Genomic DNA, 24,442 nt, shown 5'->3' with positions numbered 1-24,442 from the left:
GACCAGGATCGGGCAGTCCGCTAGACCAAGTGGCAGGCACCCACAGGGTGCCTACCACTTGATCAGCTCAGTCGAACTGGAGAAACCTTAGAGTGCGTTGACCTTCTTGGAGATCGCCGACTTGCGGTTTGCAGCGTTGTTCTTGTGAATAACGCCCTTGCTGACAGCCTTGTCCAGCTTGCGGCTGGCAGCAACAAGAGCAGTTGCAGCAGCATCCTTGTCCGAGGACTCAACGGCGACGGCAACGGCGCGGATGGCCGTCTTCAGCTCAGACTTGACTGCGTTGTTACGCAGGCGGGCCTTCTCGTTGGTGAGGATGCGCTTCTTCTGGGACTTGATATTAGCCACGTGTGTGAACTCTCTTTTTAATGCGGAAATGGTCTAGAGGGTTTTCAGGTTGGCCATCGACTGAGCGGCGTGGGGATGCCTATGGCAGCCAACCATGAGTGGCCGTCGACCTGCACGGACACACAGCTATAAAGGATAGCAGATTCGTGCGCCACGGCCGGAAATGCGGCTAGTTCCAGCCGTGTCGCGCCCTCAGGGACCGGGACACCGCCTGGAATGTGGAGCTGTCCAGGATGGCGCCTTCGCGCCGGACGGCGGACGGATTGACCCGGATGATCCTGTCCAGCTTCACCTCGCTGGGACGCCGTTCGCGGTCCCAGGGGCCGACGCCGATGTCCACATAGTCTCCGGCCCTGGCCCCGTTGTCGTGGTCCTTGCTGGTCAGCATGAGTCCCAGCAGCCACTTGCCGTCCCGCGCCACCAGCAGGACGGGACGGTCCTTACCGCGGGAATGGTCTTCCTCGAACGGCACCCAGCTCCAGACGATTTCGCCGGGATCCGGCTGGCCGTCCGGTTTGGGGGAGTAGTGGACCGACGCCACGCCCTCGAAGTCGCCCGGATAGGAGCCCGCGGGCTTCCCGGCGGCCGGACGCCCCGCAGTCGGACGCCCCGCCGTCGGACGTCCCGACGCCGGACGCCGCACCTTGGTGGGGGCCGCCGCCTTGCCGCCCAGGAACCGCAGTGAACGCTTGATCAGATCGCCGAGGGTACGCAGTTGGAATGCCATGGCACTACGGTACTGTGCCCTGTTGGTGCCTTGCCGGGAGTCCAGGCCGGCCAATGTACGGCGAACCGCGCGTTCATGGGAGACTAGAGGTTCAAATACGCGGCATGAGCCGGGTGGCCATCGCCACTCCGGAAAACGGCCGTGTGAGTGTCGACAGTAAGGACCCTGCGTGTCTCCCATGGCCCGCACCGCACCGGTGCCCGCCGCGACAGATCCGGCCATCATCCGGAACTTCTGCATCATTGCCCACATCGACCACGGTAAATCCACCCTGGCCGACCGCATGCTGCAGTACACCGGCGTCGTTCAATCACGCGACATGAAGGCCCAGTATCTGGACCGCATGGACATCGAACGTGAGCGTGGCATCACCATCAAGTCGCAGGCAGTCCGCATGCCCTGGGAACTGGATGGCACCAGCTATGCGCTGAACATGATCGATACCCCCGGCCACGTCGACTTCACCTATGAAGTCTCGCGCTCCCTGGCAGCCTGTGAAGGTGCAGTGCTCCTGGTGGACGCGGCGCAAGGCATCGAAGCCCAGACCCTGGCCAACCTTTACCTGGCGATGGAAAACAACCTCACCATCATCCCGGTGCTCAACAAGATCGACCTCCCCGCTGCGCAGCCTGAAAAGTACGCGGCGGAACTGGCCAACCTTATCGGCGGCGATCCCGACGACGTTCTCCGTGTCTCCGGCAAGACCGGCGCCGGCGTCGAGGCCCTCCTGGACAAGATCGTCCGCGATCTGCCGGCCCCGGTCGGCGACCCCAACGCCCCGGCCCGTGCCATGATCTTCGACTCGGTCTATGACACCTACCGCGGCGTGGTCACCTACGTCCGTGTGGTGGACGGCATGCTGCACCCGCGTGAGCGCATCCAGATGATGTCCACCCGCGCCACCCACGAGCTCCTGGAAATCGGTGTCAGCTCCCCGGAGCCCACCCCGTCCAAGGGCCTGGGCGTGGGCGAGGTCGGCTACCTGATCACCGGCGTGAAGGACGTCCGCCAGTCCAAGGTGGGCGACACCGTGACCAACCTGGCCAAGCCGGCCTCGCAGTCCCTGGCCGGCTACGCGGATGCCAAGCCCATGGTCTTCTCCGGCCTGTATCCGCTGGACGGCACCGACTATCCGGTGCTCCGCGATGCCCTCGAAAAGCTGATGCTCAACGACGCCGCACTCGTGTACGAGCCCGAGACGTCCGCGGCGCTGGGCTTCGGCTTCCGCGTGGGCTTCCTGGGCCTGCTGCACCTGGAAATCACCCGTGAACGCCTCGAGCGCGAGTACAACCTGGACCTGATCTCCACCGCCCCCAACGTGGAGTACGAGGTGACGCTGGAGGACAAGAAGGTCGTCCACGTCACCAACCCCAGCGAGTACCCCACCGGCAAGATCGCCGAGGTCCGCGAGCCGATGGTGTCCGCCACCATCCTGGCGCCCAACGAGTTCGTCGGCGCCATCATGGAATTGTGCCAGAGCCGCCGCGGCATCATGGGCGGCATGGACTACCTCTCCGAGGACCGGGTGGAAATCCGGTACCGCCTGCCGCTGGCCGAGATCGTCTTCGACTTCTTCGACATCCTCAAGTCCAAGACCCGCGGCTACGGCTCGCTGGACTGGAAGGCCGACGGCGAGCAGGTGTCCGATCTGGTCAAGGTGGACATCATGCTCCAGGGCGAGCAGGTGGACGCCTTCTCCGCGATCACCCACCGTGACAAGGCCTACGCCTACGGTGTGATGATGACCGGCAAGCTGCGCGAGCTCATCCCGCGCCAGCAGTTCGAGGTGCCCATCCAGGCCGCCATCGGCTCCCGCATCATCGCCCGCGAAAGCATCCGGGCGATCCGCAAGGACGTTCTTGCGAAATGCTACGGCGGCGACATCTCCCGTAAGCGCAAGCTGCTCGAGAAGCAGAAGGAAGGCAAGAAGCGCATGAAGATGGTGGGCCGCGTCGAGGTGCCCCAGGAGGCCTTCATCGCAGCGCTGACCACGGACGAGTCGAAGGACAAGGCCAAGAAGTAATGCGGCTGTTCGCCCACAAAGCAGCTGGAGCTGCGCCAGGCGGCACGCATGCCTAGCGTCCTGCCGCTCGGCGACCCGGCACCTGCGGACGGCCTCCTGCCGCCGCAGGTGCTCGACGGCGTCGGGCAGCGCAAGTTCGGGCTGTACGTCCACATCCCCTTCTGTGCCGTCCGCTGCGGCTACTGCGACTTCAACACCTACACGGCCACTGAGCTCGGTGGCGGGGCCTCGCAGGATGCCTACGCCACCACGGCGGTGTCCGAAGTGGACTTCGCCGCCCGCGCGCTGGCGGCGTCGGGGCTCCCGCACCGGCCCATGGGCACCGTCTTCTTCGGCGGCGGCACCCCCACGCTGCTCCCCGCGGAGGACCTCGCGCGGATCCTGGCGGCCGCCGTCGGGCACTGGGGCCTGGAACCCGGCGCCGAAGTGACCACGGAAGCCAACCCGGACTCGGTCACGCGGGAGTCCCTGCAGTTTCTCGCGGATGCCGGCTTCACCAGGGTCTCCTTCGGCATGCAGTCCGCCGTGCCCCACGTCCTGAAGGTCCTGGACCGTACCCACACGCCCAGCCGCGTCCCGCAGGTGGTGCAGTGGGCGCGCGACGCCGGCCTCGCCGTCAGCCTGGACCTCATCTACGGCACGCCCGGCGAATCGATGGACGACTGGCGGCAATCCCTGGAGACCGCGCTGTCCTACGGGCCGGACCATATCAGCGCCTATGCCCTGATCGTGGAGGACGGCACCAAGCTTGCCGCCCAGATCCGCCGCGGCGAGGTTCCTGGAATCGACGACGACGACCACGCGGACAAGTACGAGCTCGCCGAGCAGCTGATCACCGAAGCCGGTCTCACCTGGTATGAGGTCAGCAACTGGTCGCGGACGCCGGAGCAGGCCTGCCGGCACAACCTCGCCTACTGGCGCGGGGACGACTGGTGGGGCATCGGCCCGGGCGCGCATTCCCATGTGGGCGGCGTGCGGTGGTGGAACGTCAAGCACCCCACCGCCTACGCTTCCCGGCTGGCCGGCGGTTTATCGCCCGCAGCAGGCAGGGAAACGCTCGACGCCGGAACCCGGGAGATGGAGCGCATCATGCTGGAGGCCCGCCTCGGCGCTGGACTGGCTGTCGACGCCCTCGACAAGGTCGGCCGCCATGCCATGGCCGGGCTCATCGCCGAGGGGCTGGTAGATCCCGCTGCCGCGTTCAAGGGCAGGCTGGTTCTGACGCTGAAGGGCCGCCTGCTGGCCGACGCCGTGGTACGCCGGATCCTTCCGGACTAGCGCTGAGGCCCCTTCCCGACACTCGCAAGCTCGCGTCGGGGCCCCGGGACGCCGCTTAGGGCTCCGATCCGACGGTACTTGATCAAGCACAGGTTCAGGCAGTACCTGGGCCCGTCCAGCGCCGGGCTCTGTCCAGGCTTGGGCGTGAGGAATACCATGTAGCTGGGTGGCCCGCGATCTGGAGGTTCCGGGGGCCCCGGGCCCGCCCGCTGGTCTCAATCACAGTGGTTGGAGAAGCCATGTCTACTGCTTCAGCTCAGTCCCCGTTCGGCGTTTCCTGGCGCAGCGCGCTGCTCTTTGTGGCCGTTGTTGCAGGTTTCCTCTTGTTGTCCCTGATGACCTTCGATCCCAAGGTGGGCACCCTGGCCTGGGTCATCCGCATCGTGGGCACCGCAGTGTGGCTCGGTTTTGCCGGCTACCTCGGCTACCGCGACATCGTCCAGAAGACCGGAGACGGTCCGCAGGACATCGACCACGTTCCGTTCGACCGCTGGTCGTGGATCCACGCCTCCGCCGGCGCCATGCTGGGGTTCTGGTCGGTGCCGTTCGTCCTGGTGGCCGTGATTACGGTCGCCTGGGAGTTCTTCGAGAGGTACGTGCCGGGGTTCGGTGAGAAGGAGAGCTTTGCCAACCGCGTCGTGGACGTGGTTGGCGCGTGGATCGGCTGGGTGCTGCTGGCACTGCTGATCGCGTGGGTGGAAAGCGATTCCGTGCCGTTCCTTCTTCCGTCGCCGGACGCCTGGATCCGCAACCTCTGACCGCGGCCGCAAGCGGCAGCCCCGGCGTCGCTCGCCGGATCCGACGCTACTTGATCAAGCGCAGGTTCAGGCGGTAGCGGTGCGGCTGGCCGTGGTTGACGCGGATGCCGGCGGAGACGGAGAAGCAGGTCAGCGCGATCCAGATGCCGGTGGCAATAACGGCAAACAGGTTCCCCACCACAGGCAGCAGCACCAGGATGTTCGCAAGCACAGCGGCGATGGTGGGCGGAAGCGTGAAATTCAGGGCTTCCTTGGATTCCTGCGCCGTGAAGGGGCCGCGGTCGCGGAAGATCAGCCAGATCAGCAGGGAAGGCAGGCAGCCCAGGATGCCGCCGAAGTGTGCCAGCGTGGCCCACTGCCGGTCTTCGCTGGCTGTCAGGGGGAGGGCGTTGGCAGGAGCGCCATGGTACTGGGGCTGGCCTGCGGCGCTGCCCGGTTCTTCAGGAGCGTTCTGTGCCACTGTTTCTTCCTTAGGCTGTAAAGACGGTGCGGTCGTGCTGTCCCAGAATACTTCCTTGGCGCTTCATCGGCGGACCAACTCCCCGTTGCACTGTGGCAAATTGCCGCGGGAGCAGGGGCCGCTTGCTCAGGGAACCGTCAGGAAGTCGATGACTTCCTCCACCCTCCCCAGCAACGAGGCTTCCAGGTCCGCGTAGCTGCGCACGGCGCCGAGGAGCTTCTGCCAGCCGAGGCCAACGTCCTCGGCGGTGCCCGACGGCCAGCCGAAGGCCTTGAGGATCCCCGTTTTCCAGTCCATGCCGCGCGGGACCTCGGGCCACTGTTCAATGCCCAGCACCCTGGGCCGGATGGCCTGCCACACATCCACATAGGGGTGGCCAACAATCAGCACGTTCCCCGCCGCCCCGGGCAGGGACATGGCCTCCGCGGCGATCCTGGATTCCTTGGAGCCTGGCACCAGGTGGTCAACCAGGATGCCGAGCTTGCGGCCGGGACCGGGGGAGAAAGCCGCGATCGCGGCCCTCAGGTCGTCGACGCCGTGCAGCGGCTCGACGACGATGCCCTCCACGCGGAGGTCGTCACCCCACACCTTTTCCACGAGTTCGGCGTCGTGCTTGCCTTCCACCCAGATGCGGCTGGCCTTCGCCACCTGGGCGCGCCGGCCTTCGACGCGGACGGAACCGGAGGCAGTCCGTCCCGCCGCTGCCTCGGCGCTGGCGGGAGGGCGGCCGGCCGGCGGCATGAGGCGGATAGCCTGGCCCTCGAGCAGGAAGCCGAAGCCAAGCTGGAAGGATCTCGTCTTGCCGCGCCGGTCCTCGAGGGCCACAACGTGCATGCCCCCGGACTTTTCCACCCGCGTGACTTCGCCCACCCAGCCGGACTGCACGTCCTCGAGCACCATGCCGCGCTGCACTGCAACCTCGGGAAGCCGGCGTTTGGCCGGAGCAGACATGTCCTGCGGGCCCCAGTTGTCGTAGGACACAGTCTTCACACCACTTAGCATCGGATCCTCACCGGCCGGACGGGCCGGCGGCTCCTGCGTGAAGGCATTCTCGGCGCAGGCGGTTCAATGCTAGCAACGGCTTGGCTCATACTAGACTTGTTAGCACTTGGGCATGTTGAGTGCTAAGCAGAGGTCCGGCGGACAGCCGCATCCGGGCCTGGATTGCTCTGACGGGAGGTGTTGCAGTGAGCGAGCCACGGAAGCTGGAAGTGCTGCGCGCCATCGTTGAGGACTACGTCCACTCCCGGGAGCCCGTGGGTTCCAAAGCCCTGGTTGAGCGCCACCACCTGGGCGTCTCCAGCGCCACCATCCGCAACGACATGGCCGTCCTCGAAGAGGAAGGCCTGATCGCAGCGCCCCATACCAGCGCCGGCCGCATTCCCACGGACAAGGGCTATCGCCTGTTCGTGGACCGCATCTCGGCCGTCAAACCGCTGTCGGCGGCGGAACGCCGCGCCATCCACTCCCTCCTGGAGGGACCGGACGAACTCGAGGACATCCTCGAACGCACCGTCAGGCTCCTGTCGCAGCTGACCAACCAGGTCGCCGTCGTGCAGTATCCGCACCTCAGCCGCGCCCGCGTGCGGCACGTCGAATTCGTGCTGCTTGCCCCGCGCCAGGTCCTGGTGGTGTTGATCGCCGATACCGGCAATGTGGAGCAGAAAGTCATCGACGTCGGTGCGGACGTATCGGACGAAGCCCTGACCGAACTGCGGGCACGCTTCCTCGGCAGCATCTCCGGCTCGCAGCTGGACCTGATGCAGCAGGTGCTGCCATCGGTCGTGGCGCTTTGTCCGCCCGCGCTCCGTGGCCTGGCCCAGGTCCTCGCCCACGGACTGGAAAAGCTGACCAGCAGCAGCCGTGAAGAGCGGATCCTGATGGCCGGCACGGCCAACCTTGCCCGGTCCAACGTCGACTTCCCGCTCAGCATCGGACCGGTCCTTGAGGCCCTCGAAGAGCAGGTGGTCATGCTTCGTCTGCTCTCCGACATGGGCGATGACCCGCGTGGCGTGACGGTCAGCATCGGGCGCGAGAACCCCTATGACGGCCTCTCCGAGGCCTCCGTGGTGGCAACGGGCTATGGTCCCGGAACGAATGCCAAGATCGGTGTCCTGGGCCCCACACGCATGGACTATCCCACTACCATGGCGGCCGTCCGCGCGGTCGCCCGCTACCTTTCCCGCATTCTCGGCGGCTGACAAGCCTGCCGCCAGCAACGATCGCAGTACAACCAGGAAGAGATACCGATTTTGAGCAGCCACTATGACGTTTTGGGAGTCTCATCGGAAGCCACCGGTGAAGAAATCAAGAAGGCGTACCGCAAGCTGGCACGCAAGCTGCACCCTGACGTCAATCCCGGAGAAGACGTAGCCGAGCAGTTCAAGGCAGTCACCCACGCGTACGAGGTCCTCTCCGACCCGCAGAAGCGCCGCGTGTACGACACCACCGGCAACGAGAACGGCACCGACAACGGCTTCGGTGGAGGCTACTCCGGCCAGGGCTTCGCCTTCCAGGACATCTTCGATACCTTCTTCGGCGGCGGCGGCCATGGCGGCCCCGCCTCCCGCGTCCGCCGCGGCCAGGACGCCCTCATCAGCGTCCGCATCGAACTGCGCGATGCCGTCTTCGGCGTCAACAAGAAGCTCGAAGTGGACACGGCCGTGGTCTGCCCCACGTGCAACGGCTCCTGCTGCCGCGAGGGCACCCACCCCGAACGCTGCGACATCTGCGGCGGCAGCGGCCAGGTCCAGCGCGCGGTCCGTTCCATCCTGGGCCAGGTCATGACCGCAGCCCCCTGCGGCTCCTGCGAAGGCTTCGGCACCATCATCAAGGACCCCTGCAACGAGTGCAGCGGCCAGGGCCGCATCCGCAGCCGCCGTTCGCTGACCATCAAGGTCCCTGCCGGCGTTGCCACCGGCACGCGCATCCAGTTGTCCGGCCAGGGCGAGGCAGGGCCCGCAGGCGGCCCCGCCGGCGATCTGTACGTGGAGATCCGCGTCAACAACGATTCCACGTACATGCGCGACGGCGACGACCTCCACGCCACGCTCAGCGTCCCCATGACGGCCGCCGCCCTTGGCACCGAGCTGCGCCTGGAAACCTTCGACGGCACGCAGACCATCGACGTCAAGGCCGGAACGCAGTCCGGCGAGGTCATCACGCTGCGCAGCCTGGGCGTCACGCACCTGCGCGGCTACGGCCGTGGCGACCTGAAGGTGCACCTGCACGTGGAAACGCCCGGCAAGCTTGACGCGGCCCAGGAAGAACTCCTGCAGCAGCTGGCCAGGCTGCGCGGCGAGCAGTTCACCGAAGGCAAGCTCGTGGCCAGCGGCGGCGTGTTCGCCAAGCTCCGGGACAAGCTCGGTAACCTGTAGCGGTGAGCAACCCCGTATTCTTCGCCCCGGCCGGTGCCCTGGACGGGCTGGGGCCCGGTTCGGTGTTCGTCCTGGACGGTGCCGAGGCCCGGCACGCCGTGACCGTGAAGCGCCTTGCCGTAGGCGAGCCCGTGGACATCGCCGACGGTGCGGGAAAGCGGCTCACCGGCAGGGTCTCCGAGGCCGGATCCGGAACCCTGGCCGTGGTGGCCTCCGAGATCCTGGACGAACCCCGCCCGGCGATCCGGCTGGTCCTGGTCCAGGCCCTCGCCAAAGGTGACCGGGACGAACTTGCGGCCGAGACCGCCACGGAACTCGGCATCGACTCGGTGGTTCCCTGGCAGTCCGAACGCTCCATTGTGCGCTGGAAGGGCGACCGCGCCGCGAAAGCCCACGCGAAATGGCAGTCCGTGGTCACCGCGGCGGCCAAGCAGGCACGCCGCGCCTGGATCCCGGACGTCCGCTCCATCGTGGACACTGCCGGGCTGGCCAAGGCCGTCGAGTCGGCGGACCTGGCCGTCATCCTGCACGAGGACGCCCGGAGGCCGCTCCGGACGGTGCTGGAACAGTGGCGGGAGGAGCTGCCGGAGCAAGGTTCCGGGGAACAGCGGTCCCGCGAAGTGCTGCTGATTGTGGGACCGGAGGGTGGAATCTCGCCCCGCGAGGTCACCCGCCTGAGCGACGCCGGCGCCGTCACCGCCCTGTTGGGCCACCACGTGCTGCGGTCGTCGACGGCGGGACCCGCCGCCGTCGTGCTCTCCAGCGACATCCTGGGCCGCTGGTGAGCTGCCGCATGTGATGTCGGAGCTGTCACCGGCCTGCCGTCACCATCCACCCGTCGTCAGCGGACGCTGAAGGTCCTGGTGTCCGTGTTCAGCTCCGTTGCACCGGCCGGGCCGCCAAGCTGGGAGACACGGAGCTCGTACTTTCCTTGCGCCAGGGTCACCGCAAAGCTGAAGACGCCGCCCTCACCGGGAACGGTGGACGCTGTTGTCTGTCCGTTGAGGTAGTCCGATTTCTCGCCGGTTCCGCTCTCGCGCTGGATCTGCCAGCGCAGGGCCTTGGCCGTGTCGGTGCTGCGGCCGTTGAACTTGACCGGGCCCCCGGGCAGCGACATGTCTTCCTGCGGATCAATGATCCAGACCGGGGCCACCAGCGAGGCATCGCGGGCCATGGGCCCACCAAGCTTGACTTGCCCGAAGGCCATGAAGTCCTTGTGGCCATCGACCAGGATCACCACCTGGATCTGCTGCCCCGAATTCACCAGGCCCGAGGTGGAGGCCGCCGCGCTGGCGGTGTAGACCAGCTGCTGCACGGCCCGCTCGGCCATGCCGGCATCCAGGTTCGAATTGAAGGCGTCCCGTGACATGTCCACGGTGATGATGTTCTTGCCCGAGATCGACGTCGCCAGGCTGGCCGGGTCCTGCCACGGGGTGAAGAAATCGTGGTCGAGGGGCTTCTGCGCCATCATGATCCGCAAGGCCGTCGTGATGGGGTTCTCGTCGCCGGTAATGTCCCGGAATTCACGGTAGAGGGAGATGTCGGCGCCGCTGCGCCCGATCCAGTACACCGGAACCTTGGTGGAGGCCTGCGTCGTTTCGAGCGGGGCGTTGCTGGCCGGTGCTGTCTGCGCCACAACCGACGGGGTGGTGGACGGGGGCGGAGTACTTCCACCGCTCGCGATGCAGCCCGTCAGGAGGAGCGCAGCAAGCAGCACGGGTGCCGCCTTCGCGGACCGGGTCCGCTTCCGGGCGCCCTCGAGGGTGCTCGCCTGCTGGGTGATCTCGATTTTCCTTGCCTCCGGGCTGCGTTGGGGCCTGCCCTGTCCAGATCGGCCTTTTCGTGCCGTATTGCCAGCTTGACACACGGCCGGGGCAGTCGGCGGGGCTTTTGCCGGAGGCAAGTCAACTGCAATCGGATTGATATGCGGCCGATGCTGAGTTGAGATCAAATTCCGGGAACACCCCGGAAACGCCGCCGCCGCCCGTCTGCTCTGCGGGTCCCCGGCCGGCAGGCTGGCGTAGGATTGAAGGCATTCCGGCATCCGTGCGGGACCTCCGGGTTCTGGACGGTTGACGGAGACCATGTAGCGGAAGTTCCCGAACCGGAGGAGCACGGGCCAAACGGCCGGCACTATGACTGAATCACTGAATGGACGGCCGCGGGCCAACAACGGCAACATCGCACCGACGGAATTTCCGCACAGCGTTCCGGGTACCCGTACGGAAGTTGTCGTCTTCGACAACTCCGACCAGATGGTTCAGTCGCTTGGCAGCCACGATGAGGCCCTGCGCTTCATCGAGGAACAGTTTCCCGGCGTCGACTTCCACGTGCGGGGCAACGAACTGTCCATGAGCGGCCCAACCACGATCATGCCGCGCATCATGCGGCTGCTGGAGGAAGTCAGGGGACTGGTTGCCAAGGGGACCATCATCACGCCGGACATCCTGCAGCAACTCGTGTCCCTGTTGCGCAGCCAGTCCGTGCAGAACCCCGTGGACGTCCTCACCCACAACATCCTCTCGAGCCGCGGCCGGACCATCCGACCCAAGACGCTGAACCAGAAGAATTATGTGGACGCGATTGACGCGAACACCGTGATCTTCGGGATTGGCCCCGCTGGTACGGGCAAGACTTACCTTGCTGTGGCCAAGGCAGTCCAGGCGCTGCAGCTCAAAGAGGTCAGCCGCATCATCCTGACCCGGCCCGCCGTCGAAGCAGGCGAGCGCCTGGGCTTCCTCCCGGGCACAATGAGCGACAAGATCGATCCGTACCTGCGCCCTCTCTACGACGCCCTGCACGACATGATGGATCCCGAATCCATTCCCCGGCTCATGGCGGCCGGCACGCTCGAAGTGGCGCCGCTTGCCTACATGCGCGGCCGCACCCTCAACGATGCCTTCATCATTCTCGACGAAGCCCAGAACACCACGCCGGAACAAATGAAGATGTTCCTCACGCGCCTCGGCTTCGGCTCCAAGATGGTGGTTACGGGGGATGTCACCCAGGTGGACCTGCCCGTTGGCGCCACGTCAGGGCTGAGGATCGTCCGGGAAATCCTCAACGGGATTGAGGACATCAATTTCACGGTCCTTGACGCTGCCGACGTGGTCCGGCACCGGTTGGTGGCGGATATCGTGACCGCCTACGGCAACTGGGACGAAGCGCACCGGACCGGTGCCCGCCCAACAGGTCCCCAACACCAACGTGGAGAACGCAAATGAGCATTGAAGTCAACAACGAGTCCGGCGTCCAAGTGGACGAGGTGCAGCTGGTCACGCTGGCGCGCTTCATTTTTGAGCGGCTCTACATCCACCCGCAGGCCGAGCTGTCCATCCTCCTGGTGGACGAGCCCGCCATGGAAAAGCTCCACATCGAGCTGATGGATGAGCCCGGCTCCACGGATGTGTTGTCGGTTCCCATGGACGAGCTGACACCGGGCACACCCGGCAAGCCGACGCCCCAGGGAATGCTCGGGGACATTGCCATCTGCCCGCAGGTTGCCGAGGTCCAGGCGCGCAACGCCGGGCATGCGACGCAGGACGAGATGCTCCTGCTGACCACCCACGGCATCCTGCACCTGCTCGGCTTCGATCACGCCGAGCCGGAGGAAAAGGAAGAAATGTTCGGCCTGCAGCGCGATCTGCTGTCTGAGTTCCTGGGCAAGGAAGCCCCCACGGAGACCATGAAGTGACCCCTGTCATCCTCGTCGGCATGGCGTTGGTGTTCCTGAGCTTCGTCGCCCTGCTGACTGCCGCCGAGGCTGCCTTCAACTTCGTGCCGCGCCACGAAGCCGAACAGGCCGTCCTCAAGAGCCGCGGGAATTCCCTGCGTCGTATCCTGGAAAACCCGGTGGCCCATATCCGGGCCCTGCGGTTCTGGCGGGTCTGGTTCGAAATGGCGGCAGCGGTCGCCGTCGCCGTCGTCATGCTCAGCCTGCTGGACAACGTCTGGCTCGCCGGACTCGCGGCCACGGGCATCATGGCTGTCATCGGCTTTGTCCTGGTCGGCGTCTCCCCGCGGCAGCTGGGGCGCACGCATTCCGCCGGCGTGGTGCGTTTCACCGCACCCCTCATCAGGTTCCTGTGCTGGATCCTGGGCCCCATCCCCGGCTGGCTTGTGGCCCTGGGCAGCGCCGTGGCGCCGGGCGCGCCGGCCGGCGACGATGCATTCGTCAGCGAGGAAGAGTTCCGGGAATTCGTGGACCGCGCAGCGGAATCGGACATGATCGAGGACAACGAGGCCGAGTTGATCCACTCGGTCTTCGATTTCGGCGACACCCTGGTCCGCTCCGTCATGGTTCCGCGGACGGACATTGTGAGCCTTGGCACAGGCACCGGACTCGAGGAAGCCATGGCGCTGTTCCTGCGCTCCGGCTACTCGCGCATCCCGGTCATCGGCGAAAACACCGACCAGATCCTGGGCATCCTGTACCTCAAGGACGTTGCTGCCGCCCTGCACCATGGCGACGCGCTCCAGCGGCCGGGCGATGTTGATTCCCTGGCACGGGAGGCCCGCTACGTTCCCGAATCCAAACCGGTCAGCGATCTCCTGAAGGAACTGCAGCAGGAATCCACGCACGTGGCCATTGTCATCGACGAATACGGCGGAACCGCAGGTCTTGTGACGCTGGAGGACCTCATCGAAGAAATCGTCGGCGAGATCGTGGACGAGTACGATGCCGCCGCCGAGGAAGCCGTCGACCTGGGTGACGGCAGCTTCCGGGTCAGCGCCCGGATGAGCATCGACGACCTCGGGGAACTGTTCGACATCGACCTTGACGACGACGAAGTGGACAGCGTGGGCGGGCTGTTCGCCAAGGCCCTCGGACAGGTCCCGATCGCCGGCAGCGCCGTCGAAGTCAGCGGGGTGTCCCTAAAGGCAGATAGGCTGGAGGGTCGCCGAAACCGGGTCAGCCACATCATTGCGGCAGCCATGCCGAAGGAAGACACTGACCTTGAAGACCTTCTTGACGAGGCCGACACAACGCAACAGGGAGTTCCACGTGAGCAAGCAAAATAAGAAGTCCGACGCCGATGACGCTTACGGTGGCTTCCACGCCGGGTTCTCGGTCCTCGTGGGCAGGCCCAACGCCGGCAAGTCCACGCTGACCAATGCGCTGGTCGGCCAGAAGGTCGCCATTACCTCGGCCAAGCCGCAGACCACCCGCCACACCATCCGCGGCATCGTCCACCGCGAGGACGCCCAGCTGATCCTTGTGGACACCCCGGGCCTGCACCGCCCGCGTACGCTCCTGGGCAAGCGCCTCAACGACCTGGTCGCGGACACGCTCGCCGAGGTGGACGCCATCGGCTTCTGCCTGCCGGCCAACGAGAAGATCGGCCCGGGCGACAAGTACATCGCCGCCCAGCTGGCCGCCATCGGCAACAAGCCGGTCATCGCGATTGTCACCAAGGCCGACACCGTGGACCGCCAGGCGCTGACGGAACAGCTCCTTGCCGTCGCCGCACTGGGCCGCGAGGTCATGGGTGAGGCAGGCTGGGCGGATATCGTCCCGGTCTCCGCCGTCGACGGCTTCCAGGTTGCCACCGTGGCCGATGTCCTCATCGGACACATGCCGGCGTCTCCGCCGCTGTATCCGGACGGGCACCTGACGGACGAGCCCGAAGCCGTCATGATCGCCGAGCTCATCCGCGAGGCGGCCCTCGAGGGCGTCCGCGACGAGCTTCCGCACTCCCTGGCCGTGGTGGTCGAAGAAATCGTGTCTCGCGAAGGCCGCACGGAAGACAACCCGCTGCTGGACGTCCGCGTGAACCTGTACGTCGAGCGTCCCTCGCAGAAAGCCATCATCATCGGCAAGGGTGGTGCGCGGTTGCGCGAAGTCGGAACCAATGCCCGCAAGGGAATCGAGACGCTCCTGGGCACACGGATCTACCTCGACCTGCACGTCAAAGTTGCCAAGGACTGGCAGCGTGACCCCAAGCAGCTGGTGAAGCTCGGCTTCTGATTCCCGGCCCCGGACACTGCGTACGCCGGGGCGCCCCGAGGGACTTCCCAGATTCGGCCACTATGATGGCCGGAATCCAATGTTCGAGGAAAGGTACACCGAGTAGTGCGACGTCGCGACGCCCGCGCACAGGTCTCCGGCGCAGCCGGTCCCGGTGCAGCACGCCATGGGACAGGCCCCGGCACGCCCCGCCACATGAATCCGCAGAAAGGTCTTCCGCTCTGGCTGAAGATCGTGACTGGCGTGGTTGCCGTGGTTCTTGTCGCCGGTGTTGCCTTTGCGGCTTTCTGGTACATCCGCCTCCAGACGAACATCACCAAGGAACCGCTGACCGCAGGCCAGAAGACGCAGTCGGCCGTCAGCGACAGCACCGACAGGCTTCAGATCCTCATCCTTGGCTCGGACACCCGTGAGGGGAAAAACGCCCAGTACGGTGGGGTGGAGATGTCGGCAGGCTATGGCAACTCGGACGTCATGATGCTGCTGGACATCTCCGCAGACAATAAACGCGTCAGCGTCATCAGCTTCCCCCGCGATTTGCTGGTGGATGTTCCACAGTGCACCGACCGGAAGACGAATACAGTATTCCCCGCACGCAGCGGGGTCATGATCAACGAGGCCATGGCCGAAGCCGGCATCGGCTGCGCCGTGGACACGGTCAACAAGCTGACCGGCCTGGAAATCGACCACTTCATGATGGCCGACTTCAATGCCGTCAAGGAACTGTCCAAATCCGTCGGCGGCGTCCAGGTCTGCGTCAGTGATGCGGTCTTCGATCCGGACTCCGGCCTGCGTCTGCCCAAGGGCAACTCCATGGTGGAAGGCGAGCAGGCCCTGTCCTTCCTTCGGAGCCGCCATGCCTTCGGCGACGGCAGCGACCTCGGCCGGATCAAGGCGCAGCAGAGTTTCCTGTCCTCGCTGACCCGCAAACTGAAGGCGGACGGTACGCTGGGCAACCCCCAGAAGCTCCTGACTATTGCCGACGTCGTGACCCAGAACCTCACCGTTGATGAGGGCCTGGCCAGTGTGCCCGCGCTCCTGACCATCGGCAGCAGGCTCAAGGACATCGACGTTTCCAAGGTTGCGTTCGTCTCCGCACCGATCACCGCGGCACGGAGTGACGTCAACAGGCTGGAACTTCTCGAGCCCCAGGCCTCGCAGTTGTTCGGGGCCCTCCGGGCCGACCTGGACCTGACAACACCCGGAGCCACCGCCAGCCCCACGCCCAGCGCCTCAGCCAGTGCTGAACCCACCGCCAGCGCCTCGGCTCCGGCAACCCCCGCAGTGCCCGCCTACAACAAGGCCCTCCAGCCGGTCGCCGTGGCCGACGGCAGCGGACTGGCCGGGCGTGCCCAGGAACTCATGGCGACCCTGACCGGCGACGGCTTCACCCAGGCCATCGCCTATGCCGCCAACCCGGTCGCACAGACCGTGGTCTACTACGGTGATGGTTTTGCGGACGTCGCCGCCGATGTGGCTGCCCTCTACGGCATCCCGGCCGCCCAAGTGCAGCTCTCCAAAGCGGTGTCCGGCGTCCAGTTCTATGTCGGCGGGGACTTCAGCAGCGGAAGCACGTATGGTGCCGCATCCGTCCCCGACGATGTCGTCAACCAAACGGCCGGCGATGCGGTGTGCCAGACGGCCAATCCCTTCCTGATCACGGGCTAGCCGGCCCAGCCCGGCAGCACGGCCGCTGCGCAACAGCCTGCCGCCCGTTCCGGGCGGCAGGCTGTTGTCTTCCTACCAGATGCTGACGCGCTCCTCCGGCGACATCCACATGGCGTCGTCCCGGTCCACGCCGAACGCCTCATGGAATGAACCGAGGTTCCGGGCGATGGCGTTCGTGCGGAACTCGTTGGGGGAGTGGGGGTCGGTGGCGAGGCGCCGGACGGCCTCTTCCGGGCGGATGACCTGCCGCCATCCGGCAGCCCAGGACATGAAGAAGCGCTGCTGGCCGGTCATGCCATCCAGTACCTCAGGCTCGGCGCCGTCCAGGCTCAGCAAGTAGGCCTTATAGGCGATGGTCAGCCCGCCAAGATCGCCGATGTTCTCGCCCAGCGTCAGCTTGCCGTTGACCTTGTGCTCCGGGGCGGCGTGCGGGGAGAGGGCATCGAACTGGGCCACCAGCTTGGCCGTCAGCCCTTCAAACGCCGTGCGGTCATCCGCGCTCCACCAGTTGCGGAGTGCGCCGCTGCCGTCGAACTGTGAGCCCTGGTCGTCGAAGCCGTGCCCGATCTCGTGCCCGATGACGGCGCCGATGCCGCCGTAGTTGACGGCGTCGTCTGCCTCGGCGGTGAAGAACGGAGGCTGCAGGATCGCGGCAGGGAACACAATCTCATTCAGCATCGGGTGGTAGTAGGCGTTGACGGTCTGCGGCGTCATGAGCCACTTGTTCAGGTCCACGGGCTTGCCCACCTCATCCAGGTGGCGGTCGACGTCGGCGTTGTGCGCGCGTTCGACGTTGCCCAGCAGGTCCGCAGGATCGATCACGACCGCCGAGTAGTCGATCCACTCATCCGGGAAGCCGATCTTGGGGCGGAACGCGGCCAGCTTCTTCAGCGCTTCCTCTTTGGTCTCCTGGCCCATCCACTCCAGCCCGGTGATGCTCTGCCGGTAGGCCTCGATCAAGTTGGCGACGAGCGTCTGCATCCTTGCCTTGTGGCCTTCCGGGAAGTGCCGGTCAACGTAGATCTGGCCGACAGCTTCGCCAAGGGCGGCCTCGACGACGGCGACGCCCCGCTTCCAGCGGTCCTTGTTCTGCGGTGTGCCGCTCAGCGTGGTGCCGTAGAAGGCGAAATTGGCCTCCACGAACTCGCGGGACAGGTACGGGGCCGCCGAATTGACCACGCGGAGTGCGAGCCACTCCTGCCACGTTCCCAACTCCACCGTTTCGAGCAGCGCCGCGGCGCCGGTGAAGAAGTCCGGGGTGCTGAACACCAGTTCAGTCCGCTTGTCCGGATCAATCCGGGCGGCCTCGAACCAGGTGTCCAGCAAAGGGAAGAGCTTGCTGCCTTCTTCCGCCGTCTTCAGGTTGTAGGTCTTCTGGGGATCCCGCAGCGTGACGTTGTCCCAGTGGTGTGAGGCCAGTGCGGTTTCCAGGGCGACGATGCGGCCGGCAGCTGCCTCGGCATCGGGGACACCGGCCAGGCCAAGGATCCCGGCGATGTACTCACCGTAGCCTGCCACGATCGGCGCGAATTTTTCCTCGCGGTAGTAGGACTCGTCGGGCAGGCCCAGCCCGCCCTGGCCGGTGTAGAGCAGCACGCGCTCCGGGTTGCCGGCGTCGGGCGCGGGGTAGATTGAGAACAGGCCCGACACGTCACAGCGGAACAGGCGCCCCACGAGCGCCATCAGCTCAGCAACGGAGCCGGTGGAGAAGACCTCGGCCAGCCGTGCCCGGATCGGTTCCATCCCTTTCGCCTCCGCGGCGGCCTCGTCCATGAAGCTCGCGTACAGTGCACCTACCTGGCGCTCGACGCCGGTACCGGCGGCGCCCTTCGCCGCGGCTTCCTCGATGATCGCCTTGACGGCCAGCTCGGCGCCGTCCCGCAACGAGGTGAACGTTCCCTCGAGCGGCCTGTCAGCGGGGATCTCGGTGTTCTTCAGCCAGGCGCCGTTGACGTGCTGGTAAAGGTCGTCCTGCGGCCGGACGCTGTGATCGATGTTGGACAGGGTGATCCCCGACTGTGGCACAAGAGCTCCTTGGACGACGCTGCGCGGCCGGCGTTGCCACCGTTGCCGCGTCTGCATAGTGGACGTTGCATAGGGTGTTGCACTGTCATCATACGCAACGTGTTACTGTGAAAATGTGCGTGCAGGAATGCTTCTTCTTAGCTGCCGCGGCGAGGCCTAAAGCGATCTGACGCTGGGCCATCCTCGCCGCGGAGTTTCGTGTTGCCCGGCCAAGCTTCCGTAGACTCTGAGAGAAAAGGCCTCCACTCCATGCGCAATGCACAAAAGCCCTCCGGCATGCCGATCCACCGCTACATTCCCTTCCAGGACCAGATCAGCGTTGAGCTCCCGGACCGCACCTGGCCGGACAAGGTCATCACCCAGGCACCCCGCTGGTGCGCCGTGGACCTCCGTGACGGCAACCAGGCGCTGATCGACCCCATGAGCCCGGCCCGCAAGCTGAAGATGTTCCAGCTGCTGGTCAAGATGGGCTTCAAGGAAATCGAGGTTGGTTTCCCCTCCGCCTCGCAGACCGACTTCGACTTCGTGCGCCAGCTGATCGAAGGCGGCCACATCCCGGACGACGTCACCATCCAGGTCCTGACCCAGGCCCGCGAGCACCTGATCGAGCGGACCTACGAGTCCCTGGTCGGTGCCAAGCAGGCCATCGTCCACCTCTACAACTCCACGTCCGTGCTGCAGCGCCGGGTGGTCTTCAACCAGGACGAGGACGGTATCCTCGACATCGCACTGCAAGGTGCGCGCCTGTGCAAGAAGTACGAGGAAACCCTCACTGACACCCACATCACGTACGAGTACTCGCCCGAGTCATTCACCGGGACCGAGCTCGAATACGCCGTCCGCGTCTGCAACGCCATCGCCGATATCTTCGAGGCGTCCGCCGACAAGCAGGTCATCATCAACCTGCCCGCCACGGTCGAAATGGCCACCCCGAACGTCTACGCGGACTCGATCGAGTGGATGCACCGCAATCTGCACCCGCGCGAGGGCATCATCATCTCCCTTCACCCGCACAATGACCGAGGCACCGGCGTTGCCGCCGCGGAACTCGGCTACCTGGCCGGCGCCGACCGCATCGAAGGCTGCCTGTTCGGCAACGGTGAGCGCACCGGCAACGTGGACCTCGTCACCCTGGGCCTGAACATGTTCGTCCAGGGCGTAGACCCGATGATCGACTTCTCGGACATCGACGAGATCCGCCGCACGGTGGAGTACTGCAACCAGCTGCCCGTACCGGAGCGCTCACCCTACGGCGGAGACCTCGTCTTCACCGCATTCTCCGGCTCCCACCAGGACGCCATCAAGAAAGGCTTCGAAGCCCTGGAGAAGGATGCGGCAGCCGCCGGCAAGGAAGTCGACGACTTCACCTGGCAGGTTCCCTACCTGCCCATCGACCCCAAGGACCTGGGTCGCAGCTATGAGGCCGTCATCCGCGTCAACTCGCAGTCCGGCAAGGGCGGCGTGGCGTACCTGCTCAAGAACGAGCACAACCTGGACCTCCCGCGCCGTGCGCAGATCGAGTTCTCCGGTGTCATCCAGCGGCAGACCGACGCCGTCGGCGGTGAGGTCAGCGGAGCCCAGCTGTGGCAGGTCTTCCAGGACGAGTACCTGCCCTCAGATGACGCCGCCAGCCAGTGGGGCCGTTACTCACTGGGCAGTGTCAGCACCGAAACCGATGAAACCGGTGCAATGACCATGAACGCCACGCTGCGCATCGACGGCACGGAAGCCCGCCGGACCGGCCACGGCAATGGCCCCATAGCCGCCCTGCTCGACATCCTGCACCATGACGGTGTGGACGTCCGCGTCCTTGACTACAGCGAACACGCCCTCTCGGAGGGTGGCAGCGCCAGCGCGGCCGCCTATGTCGAGTGCGCTGTTGGCGAGCGGGTCCTGTGGGGCGTGGGCATCGACCCCAGCACCACCACCTCCTCGCTGAAGGCCCTGATTTCTGCCGTGAACCGCGCAGTCCGGGACGCCCGGGCCTGAGTACCGCCCTGTGTGGCGCCGGGATTCACCGGCGCCACACAGCCCTGGTGGTGCGCGGCAACAGCGGCATGGTGCGAAGATTGACTGTGGCCAATCCTTCCTTTGCAGCACGGTCCTACCGGGACGACGCCGTAGTGCTGCGCACCCACAAACTCGGTGAGGCCGACCGCATCATCACCCTGCTCACCAAGCACCACGGGCAGGTGCGGGCCGTCGCCAAGGGTGTGCGACGGACCAGCAGCCGCTTCGGGGCGCGGTTGGAACCGTTCATGGTGGCCGATCTGCAGCTTGTCTCCGGCCGCACGCTCGATATCGTGACCCAGGCCGTGGCCAAGGGCGCCTACGGCAGCAGCATTGCCGCCGACTATGGGCGCTACACCGTGGCCGCCGCCATGACGGAGACCGCCGAGAAACTGACCGACGCCGATGCCGAATCGGGCACCGCGCAGTACAACCTGCTGGTTGGTGCGCTGGCAGCGTTGAGCCGTTCGGACCATCCACCGGAACTGATTCTCGATTCCTATTTGCTCCGTGCCCTGGCCACCGGTGGCTGGGCACCGAGCTTCACCGATTGTGCCCGATGCGGTGCCGCGGGGCCGCACAGCGCCTTCGCGGCGCCGCTGGGCGGCATGGTCTGCGCCGAGTGCCGCCCACCGGGATCACCGGCACCGGCACCGGAGACCGTCATCCTGCTGGGCGCACTGCTGACCGGCGACTGGAAAACTGCAGAGGGTTCCGATTCCCAGCACCGCCGCGAAGCCGCCGGCCTCGTGGCGAGCTACCTGCAATGGCACCTTGAACGAGCATTGAAATCCCTTAGACACGTGGAGCGAAGCTGACTGTGGCACTCGGAAAGAAGAGCAAGACAAGCCAGGCCCGGACTGCCCCGGTGACCGCGCCGTATCCGCATGCGTCCGGGGCCGTGCCCCCCGCCATCCCTGCGGAATTGATACCCCGGCACGTCGCCATTGTCATGGACGGCAACGGCCGCTGGGCCAACCAGCGGGGCCTGCCCCGCATTGAGGGCCACAAAGCAGGCGAACCTGCGCTGCTGGACGTCATGGCCGGTGCCATTGAACTGGGCATCAAATACGTCAGCGTCTACGCATTCTCCACCGAGAACTGGCGGCGGTCGCCTGAGGAAATCCGCTTCCTCATGGGATTCAACAAGGACGTGCTACGGCGCCAGCGAAACCAGCTTGACGACTGGGGCGTGCGCATCCGCTGGGCCGGCCGGCGGCCCCGGCTGTGGGGTTCAGTCATCAAGGAACTTGAGGATGCCGAGGACTACACCCGCGGCAACGACACCTGCACGCTGACCATGTGCGTCAACTACGGGGGGCGGGCCGAGATCGCCGACGCCGTGTCCGCGATCGCCCACGATGTGGCGGCCGGGCGGCTGAAGCCGGGGTCCGTCACCGAGAAGACGATCCAGAAGTACTTGGATGAGCCGGATCTGCCGGACGTGGACCTGTTCCTGCGCAGCTCCGGCGAGCAGCGGCTGTCGAACTTCCTGCTCTGGCAGTCCGCCTATGCCGAGTTTGTCTTCATGGACACGCTCTGGCCCGACGTCGACCGCCGCACCTTGTGGGACGCCGTCGAAATCTATGCCAAACGCGACCGCCGCTACGGCGGCGCTGTGGACGCCGCCCCGGCGCAATAGGGCCGCGCTGCGGCCTGGCACCCGGACCAGCCGCCAGCGGCGGTACGGATCGGCAGGTGCGGCTCAGTAGGGGTACGAGGCCAGCCAGATGGCAACGTCGCGGTACGCCTGCTGCCGGATGGTCCGCCGCGACAGGAACACGTCGTGCAGGGCGCCGGGGTAGCGGAACACGGCGGTGCGGCGGCCGAGGCCGAGGGCCCGCCGTGACGTTTCCTCGACGTCGATCACGGCGTCCGCCCGCATGAGCTCCGCGGACCACTCCGCCTGGATGCGGGTGCGCCCCGACAGCAGCACCAGCACGGGTGCGTCGATGTTGAGTTTGCGTTCGACGGCGCTGTGCCCGGCAAGGACGGCCTTGCTCCAGCCCGCCCGGATGGGGAACGACGCCTTGGGCCGCCAGGCGGAGTCGAGCAGCCATTCGCCGTGTGCCTCGCTGCTGACGCTTTCCCAGTAGGCGGGCATTTCGGGAAAACGGAAGGGACGCTTGGGGTCCGTCCGGGCGAAGGGCTCCACCAGGTGCATCGCAATGCTCCGGATGAGGCTGCTGCCCTGCAGTTCGAGCCACGGTGCGTTCAGCGTCAGCGTGCCGATGCGGCCAGGATGGCGGTCCGCCCACAGTGCGGCCACCAGGCCTCCCAGGGAATGGGCGATCATATGGATGGTGGGAGCCGTGGTGCTCCCGGTGCGGGCAAGGACGTCCTGCTCAATCGCGAGCAGCGCGGCCGCGATGTCTTCGTCGTAGGCGGCCAGATCGGTCGTATAGCCCGGGGTCTGGCCCGGCAGGAGGCTGCGGCCGAACTTGCGCAGGTCGAGTGCATAGAAGTGGAACCCGGAAGCGCCCAAGTACTCGGCCAGTTCGGTCTGCAGGAAGTAGTCGGCCCATCCGTGCAGGTAGAGCACGGCCCGTGGCGGGCCCGCGGGATCCACGGGAATGTTCCGCCTCCGGCGCTTGGTGAATGCGGTCAGAGCATCCAGGATCCCGTGCGGGTGCATCGGGCCAGGTGGAAGGTGGCGGACGAGGGTTGCCTTAACAGGCCCCTCTTCATCCGGGAGCAAGGGAAGCTCCAGAGCCTCAAACCCCTGCCCCAGCACATCCGGAGTCCAGAGCGGACGGGTGGTTTCGTTGACGCTCATTGCACCCCTTCGAGCCGGTGGTCCGGCTCCTCGTACTCGATGAAACCCCGGATCCACCGGGCCAGCCTGGCATAGGCATCGGCCCGGACCGGGGCCGCGGACAGGAAGACGTCGTGCAGGCCGCCATCCACGCGCTCCAGCGTGACCGTGCGGCCCAGTGCCATGGCGCGCACGGCAATGACGTTGACATCCAGGACAGCATCGGAGCGCCGCATCACTTCCTGCCACACCATGCCGTTTGCGCTTGTGGACGAGGTCAGCACCAGCACCGGAATGTCGATGCGCAGCCCACGGGCCACCCTGGAATGGCCGGCGAGCACGGCCCGGAGCCAGCCGGCGCGGACGGGAAAGGCCATGGGCGGCCTGATCTTGTCGTCCACCAGCCATTCGCCTTCCGCGGAGAGGCTGATGCTGCGGTAGTAGAAACCCCTCTCGGGCAGCCGCAGAACTGTGGTGGGGCGCAGCCGCGCAATCGGGCCGACCATGGTCTGTGCCGCACGCCGCACAAGCGAGCTGCCGTGCATTTCAAGCCAGGGGCTGTTCAGCACCAAGTACTGGACGTCCTCGGGGTTCCGGCTGACCCACAGGGCAGCGATGAGCCCCCCGGTGGAGTGGCCCATAAGGGTGAGTGCATGGGTGCCGGCCGCGGCCTGGGCCTGCTCCGCACGGATGAGATCGATCGCGTTCCTGATCTCGGCGTCGTAGTCGTCCAGGTGGGCTACGTAGCCGCCAGGCGTTTCCGGCCGGAGGCTGCGCCCGTGGTTGTGCATGTCGAGGGCATAGAACGTGAATCCGTGCTGGCTCCAGAACCGTGCCAGCTCCACATTGAAGAAGTAGTCGCTCCAGCCGTGCAGGAACAACACGGCGCCGTTTCTGCCGGACCGGACGGTACCGTCCGGTCCGGCAGCTGAATTGAGGTGGCGGACCAGTGTGGCCCGGCGGACTACTCCGTCGGAGCCGGCTGCTTCAAAGGCGCAGGCCTGGAAGTCCTCGCCCAGGATGTCGGTTTCCCACTCCATGGCAC

At 66.1% G+C, this 24,442-nt stretch carries 22 protein-coding genes; 14 read left to right on the top strand and 8 right to left on the bottom strand.

What is annotated here, in order from left to right; translation table 11 throughout:
• Window positions 1-87: 87 nt before the first annotated feature.
• Window positions 88-348, bottom strand: a complete 261-nt coding sequence (rpsT, locus tag NVV90_RS11165; RefSeq protein WP_207616215.1) for a 30S ribosomal protein S20 — start codon at window positions 346-348, stop codon at window positions 88-90.
• Between the two features lie 169 nt (window positions 349-517).
• On the bottom strand, window positions 518-1,075 hold the full coding sequence (locus tag NVV90_RS11160; protein WP_258437371.1) for a type II toxin-antitoxin system PemK/MazF family toxin: 558 nt from the start codon (window positions 1,073-1,075) through the stop codon (window positions 518-520).
• Window positions 1,076-1,244: 169 nt separating this feature from the next.
• Between NVV90_RS11160 and lepA the strand changes: the two genes are divergently transcribed.
• The 3 genes from lepA (at window position 1,245) to NVV90_RS11145 (ending at window position 5,134) form a co-directional block, all read left to right on the top strand.
• Window positions 1,245-3,098, top strand: a complete 1,854-nt coding sequence (gene lepA, locus NVV90_RS11155; protein ID WP_258437370.1) for a translation elongation factor 4 — start codon at window positions 1,245-1,247, stop codon at window positions 3,096-3,098.
• A gap of 48 nt (window positions 3,099-3,146) precedes the next feature.
• The gene (gene hemW / locus NVV90_RS11150; RefSeq protein WP_258437369.1) at window positions 3,147-4,376 is read left to right on the top strand and encodes a radical SAM family heme chaperone HemW; all 1,230 of its coding nucleotides are present in this window, start codon (window positions 3,147-3,149) and stop codon (window positions 4,374-4,376) included.
• 239 nt (window positions 4,377-4,615) lie between these two features.
• The gene (locus NVV90_RS11145) at window positions 4,616-5,134 is read left to right on the top strand and encodes a hypothetical protein (RefSeq protein WP_258437368.1); all 519 of its coding nucleotides are present in this window, start codon (window positions 4,616-4,618) and stop codon (window positions 5,132-5,134) included.
• Window positions 5,135-5,180: 46 nt separating this feature from the next.
• Here NVV90_RS11145 and NVV90_RS11140 read toward each other — a convergent pair whose 3' ends face one another.
• A complete protein-coding gene (locus NVV90_RS11140) occupies window positions 5,181-5,594 on the bottom strand; it encodes a DUF4870 domain-containing protein (RefSeq protein ID WP_258437367.1) in 414 nt (137 codons plus the stop codon).
• Window positions 5,595-5,720: 126 nt separating this feature from the next.
• Window positions 5,721-6,575: a DUF3097 domain-containing protein gene (locus tag NVV90_RS11135; protein ID WP_258441142.1), complete on the bottom strand. Its 855-nt coding sequence runs from the start codon at window positions 6,573-6,575 to the stop codon at window positions 5,721-5,723.
• Window positions 6,576-6,781: 206 nt separating this feature from the next.
• Here NVV90_RS11135 and hrcA point away from each other — a divergent pair, with 206 nt between their 5' ends.
• Genes hrcA through NVV90_RS11120 form a run of 3 tightly spaced genes read left to right on the top strand, consistent with a single transcriptional unit; the run spans window position 6,782 to window position 9,756 of the window.
• A complete protein-coding gene (gene hrcA, locus NVV90_RS11130) occupies window positions 6,782-7,795 on the top strand; it encodes a heat-inducible transcriptional repressor HrcA (RefSeq protein WP_258437366.1) in 1,014 nt (337 codons plus the stop codon).
• A gap of 51 nt (window positions 7,796-7,846) precedes the next feature.
• Window positions 7,847-8,971 (top strand): molecular chaperone DnaJ, encoded by a 1,125-nt coding sequence (dnaJ, locus tag NVV90_RS11125; protein WP_258437365.1) that lies wholly within the window; start codon window positions 7,847-7,849, stop codon window positions 8,969-8,971.
• Between the two features lie 2 nt (window positions 8,972-8,973).
• Window positions 8,974-9,756, top strand: a complete 783-nt coding sequence (locus NVV90_RS11120; protein ID WP_258437364.1) for a 16S rRNA (uracil(1498)-N(3))-methyltransferase — start codon at window positions 8,974-8,976, stop codon at window positions 9,754-9,756.
• 56 nt (window positions 9,757-9,812) lie between these two features.
• Here the strand turns inward: NVV90_RS11120 and NVV90_RS11115 are convergent, their stop codons facing one another.
• Entirely contained in the window at window positions 9,813-10,685 is an 873-nt protein-coding gene (locus NVV90_RS11115; protein WP_258441141.1) for a GerMN domain-containing protein, read from the bottom strand.
• A gap of 421 nt (window positions 10,686-11,106) precedes the next feature.
• Between NVV90_RS11115 and NVV90_RS11110 the strand changes: the two genes are divergently transcribed.
• The 5 genes from NVV90_RS11110 (at window position 11,107) to NVV90_RS11090 (ending at window position 16,607) form a co-directional block, all read left to right on the top strand.
• Window positions 11,107-12,195 carry a PhoH family protein gene (locus NVV90_RS11110; RefSeq protein WP_258437363.1) on the top strand — a complete coding sequence of 363 codons (1,089 nt, stop codon included), beginning with the start codon at window positions 11,107-11,109 and terminating at the stop codon, window positions 12,193-12,195.
• Complete coding sequence (gene ybeY / locus NVV90_RS11105) at window positions 12,192-12,665, top strand: rRNA maturation RNase YbeY (RefSeq protein WP_258437362.1); 474 nt, start codon at window positions 12,192-12,194, stop codon at window positions 12,663-12,665. The genes NVV90_RS11110 and ybeY overlap by 4 nt, the downstream gene beginning before the upstream one ends.
• Complete coding sequence (locus NVV90_RS11100) at window positions 12,662-13,993, top strand: hemolysin family protein (RefSeq protein WP_258437361.1); 1,332 nt, start codon at window positions 12,662-12,664, stop codon at window positions 13,991-13,993. Before ybeY ends, NVV90_RS11100 begins: the two co-directional genes overlap by 4 nt.
• Window positions 13,977-14,939, top strand: a complete 963-nt coding sequence (era, locus tag NVV90_RS11095; RefSeq protein WP_258437360.1) for a GTPase Era — start codon at window positions 13,977-13,979, stop codon at window positions 14,937-14,939. The genes NVV90_RS11100 and era overlap by 17 nt, the downstream gene beginning before the upstream one ends.
• Before the next feature lie 195 nt (window positions 14,940-15,134).
• On the top strand, window positions 15,135-16,607 hold the full coding sequence (locus tag NVV90_RS11090) for an LCP family protein (RefSeq protein WP_309304053.1): 1,473 nt from the start codon (window positions 15,135-15,137) through the stop codon (window positions 16,605-16,607).
• Window positions 16,608-16,679: 72 nt separating this feature from the next.
• Here NVV90_RS11090 and NVV90_RS11085 read toward each other — a convergent pair whose 3' ends face one another.
• Window positions 16,680-18,632, bottom strand: a complete 1,953-nt coding sequence (locus NVV90_RS11085) for a M13 family metallopeptidase (protein ID WP_258437358.1) — start codon at window positions 18,630-18,632, stop codon at window positions 16,680-16,682.
• A gap of 249 nt (window positions 18,633-18,881) precedes the next feature.
• Here NVV90_RS11085 and leuA point away from each other — a divergent pair, with 249 nt between their 5' ends.
• The 3 genes from leuA to NVV90_RS11070 all read left to right on the top strand — a co-directional run bounded on the left by leuA (window position 18,882) and on the right by NVV90_RS11070 (window position 22,284).
• Window positions 18,882-20,621, top strand: a complete 1,740-nt coding sequence (gene leuA, locus NVV90_RS11080; RefSeq protein WP_258437357.1) for a 2-isopropylmalate synthase — start codon at window positions 18,882-18,884, stop codon at window positions 20,619-20,621.
• A gap of 86 nt (window positions 20,622-20,707) precedes the next feature.
• Entirely contained in the window at window positions 20,708-21,460 is a 753-nt protein-coding gene (recO, locus tag NVV90_RS11075; protein ID WP_258437356.1) for a DNA repair protein RecO, read from the top strand.
• A 2-nt stretch (window positions 21,461-21,462) separates the two neighbouring features.
• A complete protein-coding gene (locus NVV90_RS11070) occupies window positions 21,463-22,284 on the top strand; it encodes an isoprenyl transferase (protein WP_258437355.1) in 822 nt (273 codons plus the stop codon).
• 63 nt (window positions 22,285-22,347) lie between these two features.
• Here NVV90_RS11070 and NVV90_RS11065 read toward each other — a convergent pair whose 3' ends face one another.
• Together NVV90_RS11065 and NVV90_RS11060 are read right to left on the bottom strand one after the other, a co-directional pair.
• Complete coding sequence (locus NVV90_RS11065; protein ID WP_258437354.1) at window positions 22,348-23,418, bottom strand: alpha/beta hydrolase; 1,071 nt, start codon at window positions 23,416-23,418, stop codon at window positions 22,348-22,350.
• The gene (locus tag NVV90_RS11060; RefSeq protein WP_258437353.1) at window positions 23,415-24,437 is read right to left on the bottom strand and encodes an alpha/beta hydrolase; all 1,023 of its coding nucleotides are present in this window, start codon (window positions 24,435-24,437) and stop codon (window positions 23,415-23,417) included. The genes NVV90_RS11065 and NVV90_RS11060 overlap by 4 nt, the downstream gene beginning before the upstream one ends.
• Window positions 24,438-24,442 lie beyond the last annotated feature (5 nt).

The sequence above is a fragment of the Arthrobacter sp. CJ23 genome (assembly GCF_024741795.1).
In the GTDB taxonomy this organism is placed as follows: Bacteria; Actinomycetota; Actinomycetes; order Actinomycetales; family Micrococcaceae; genus Arthrobacter.
Note: the sequence above shows the minus strand (reverse complement) of the source record. Positions and strands in the feature narration are given on the sequence as shown.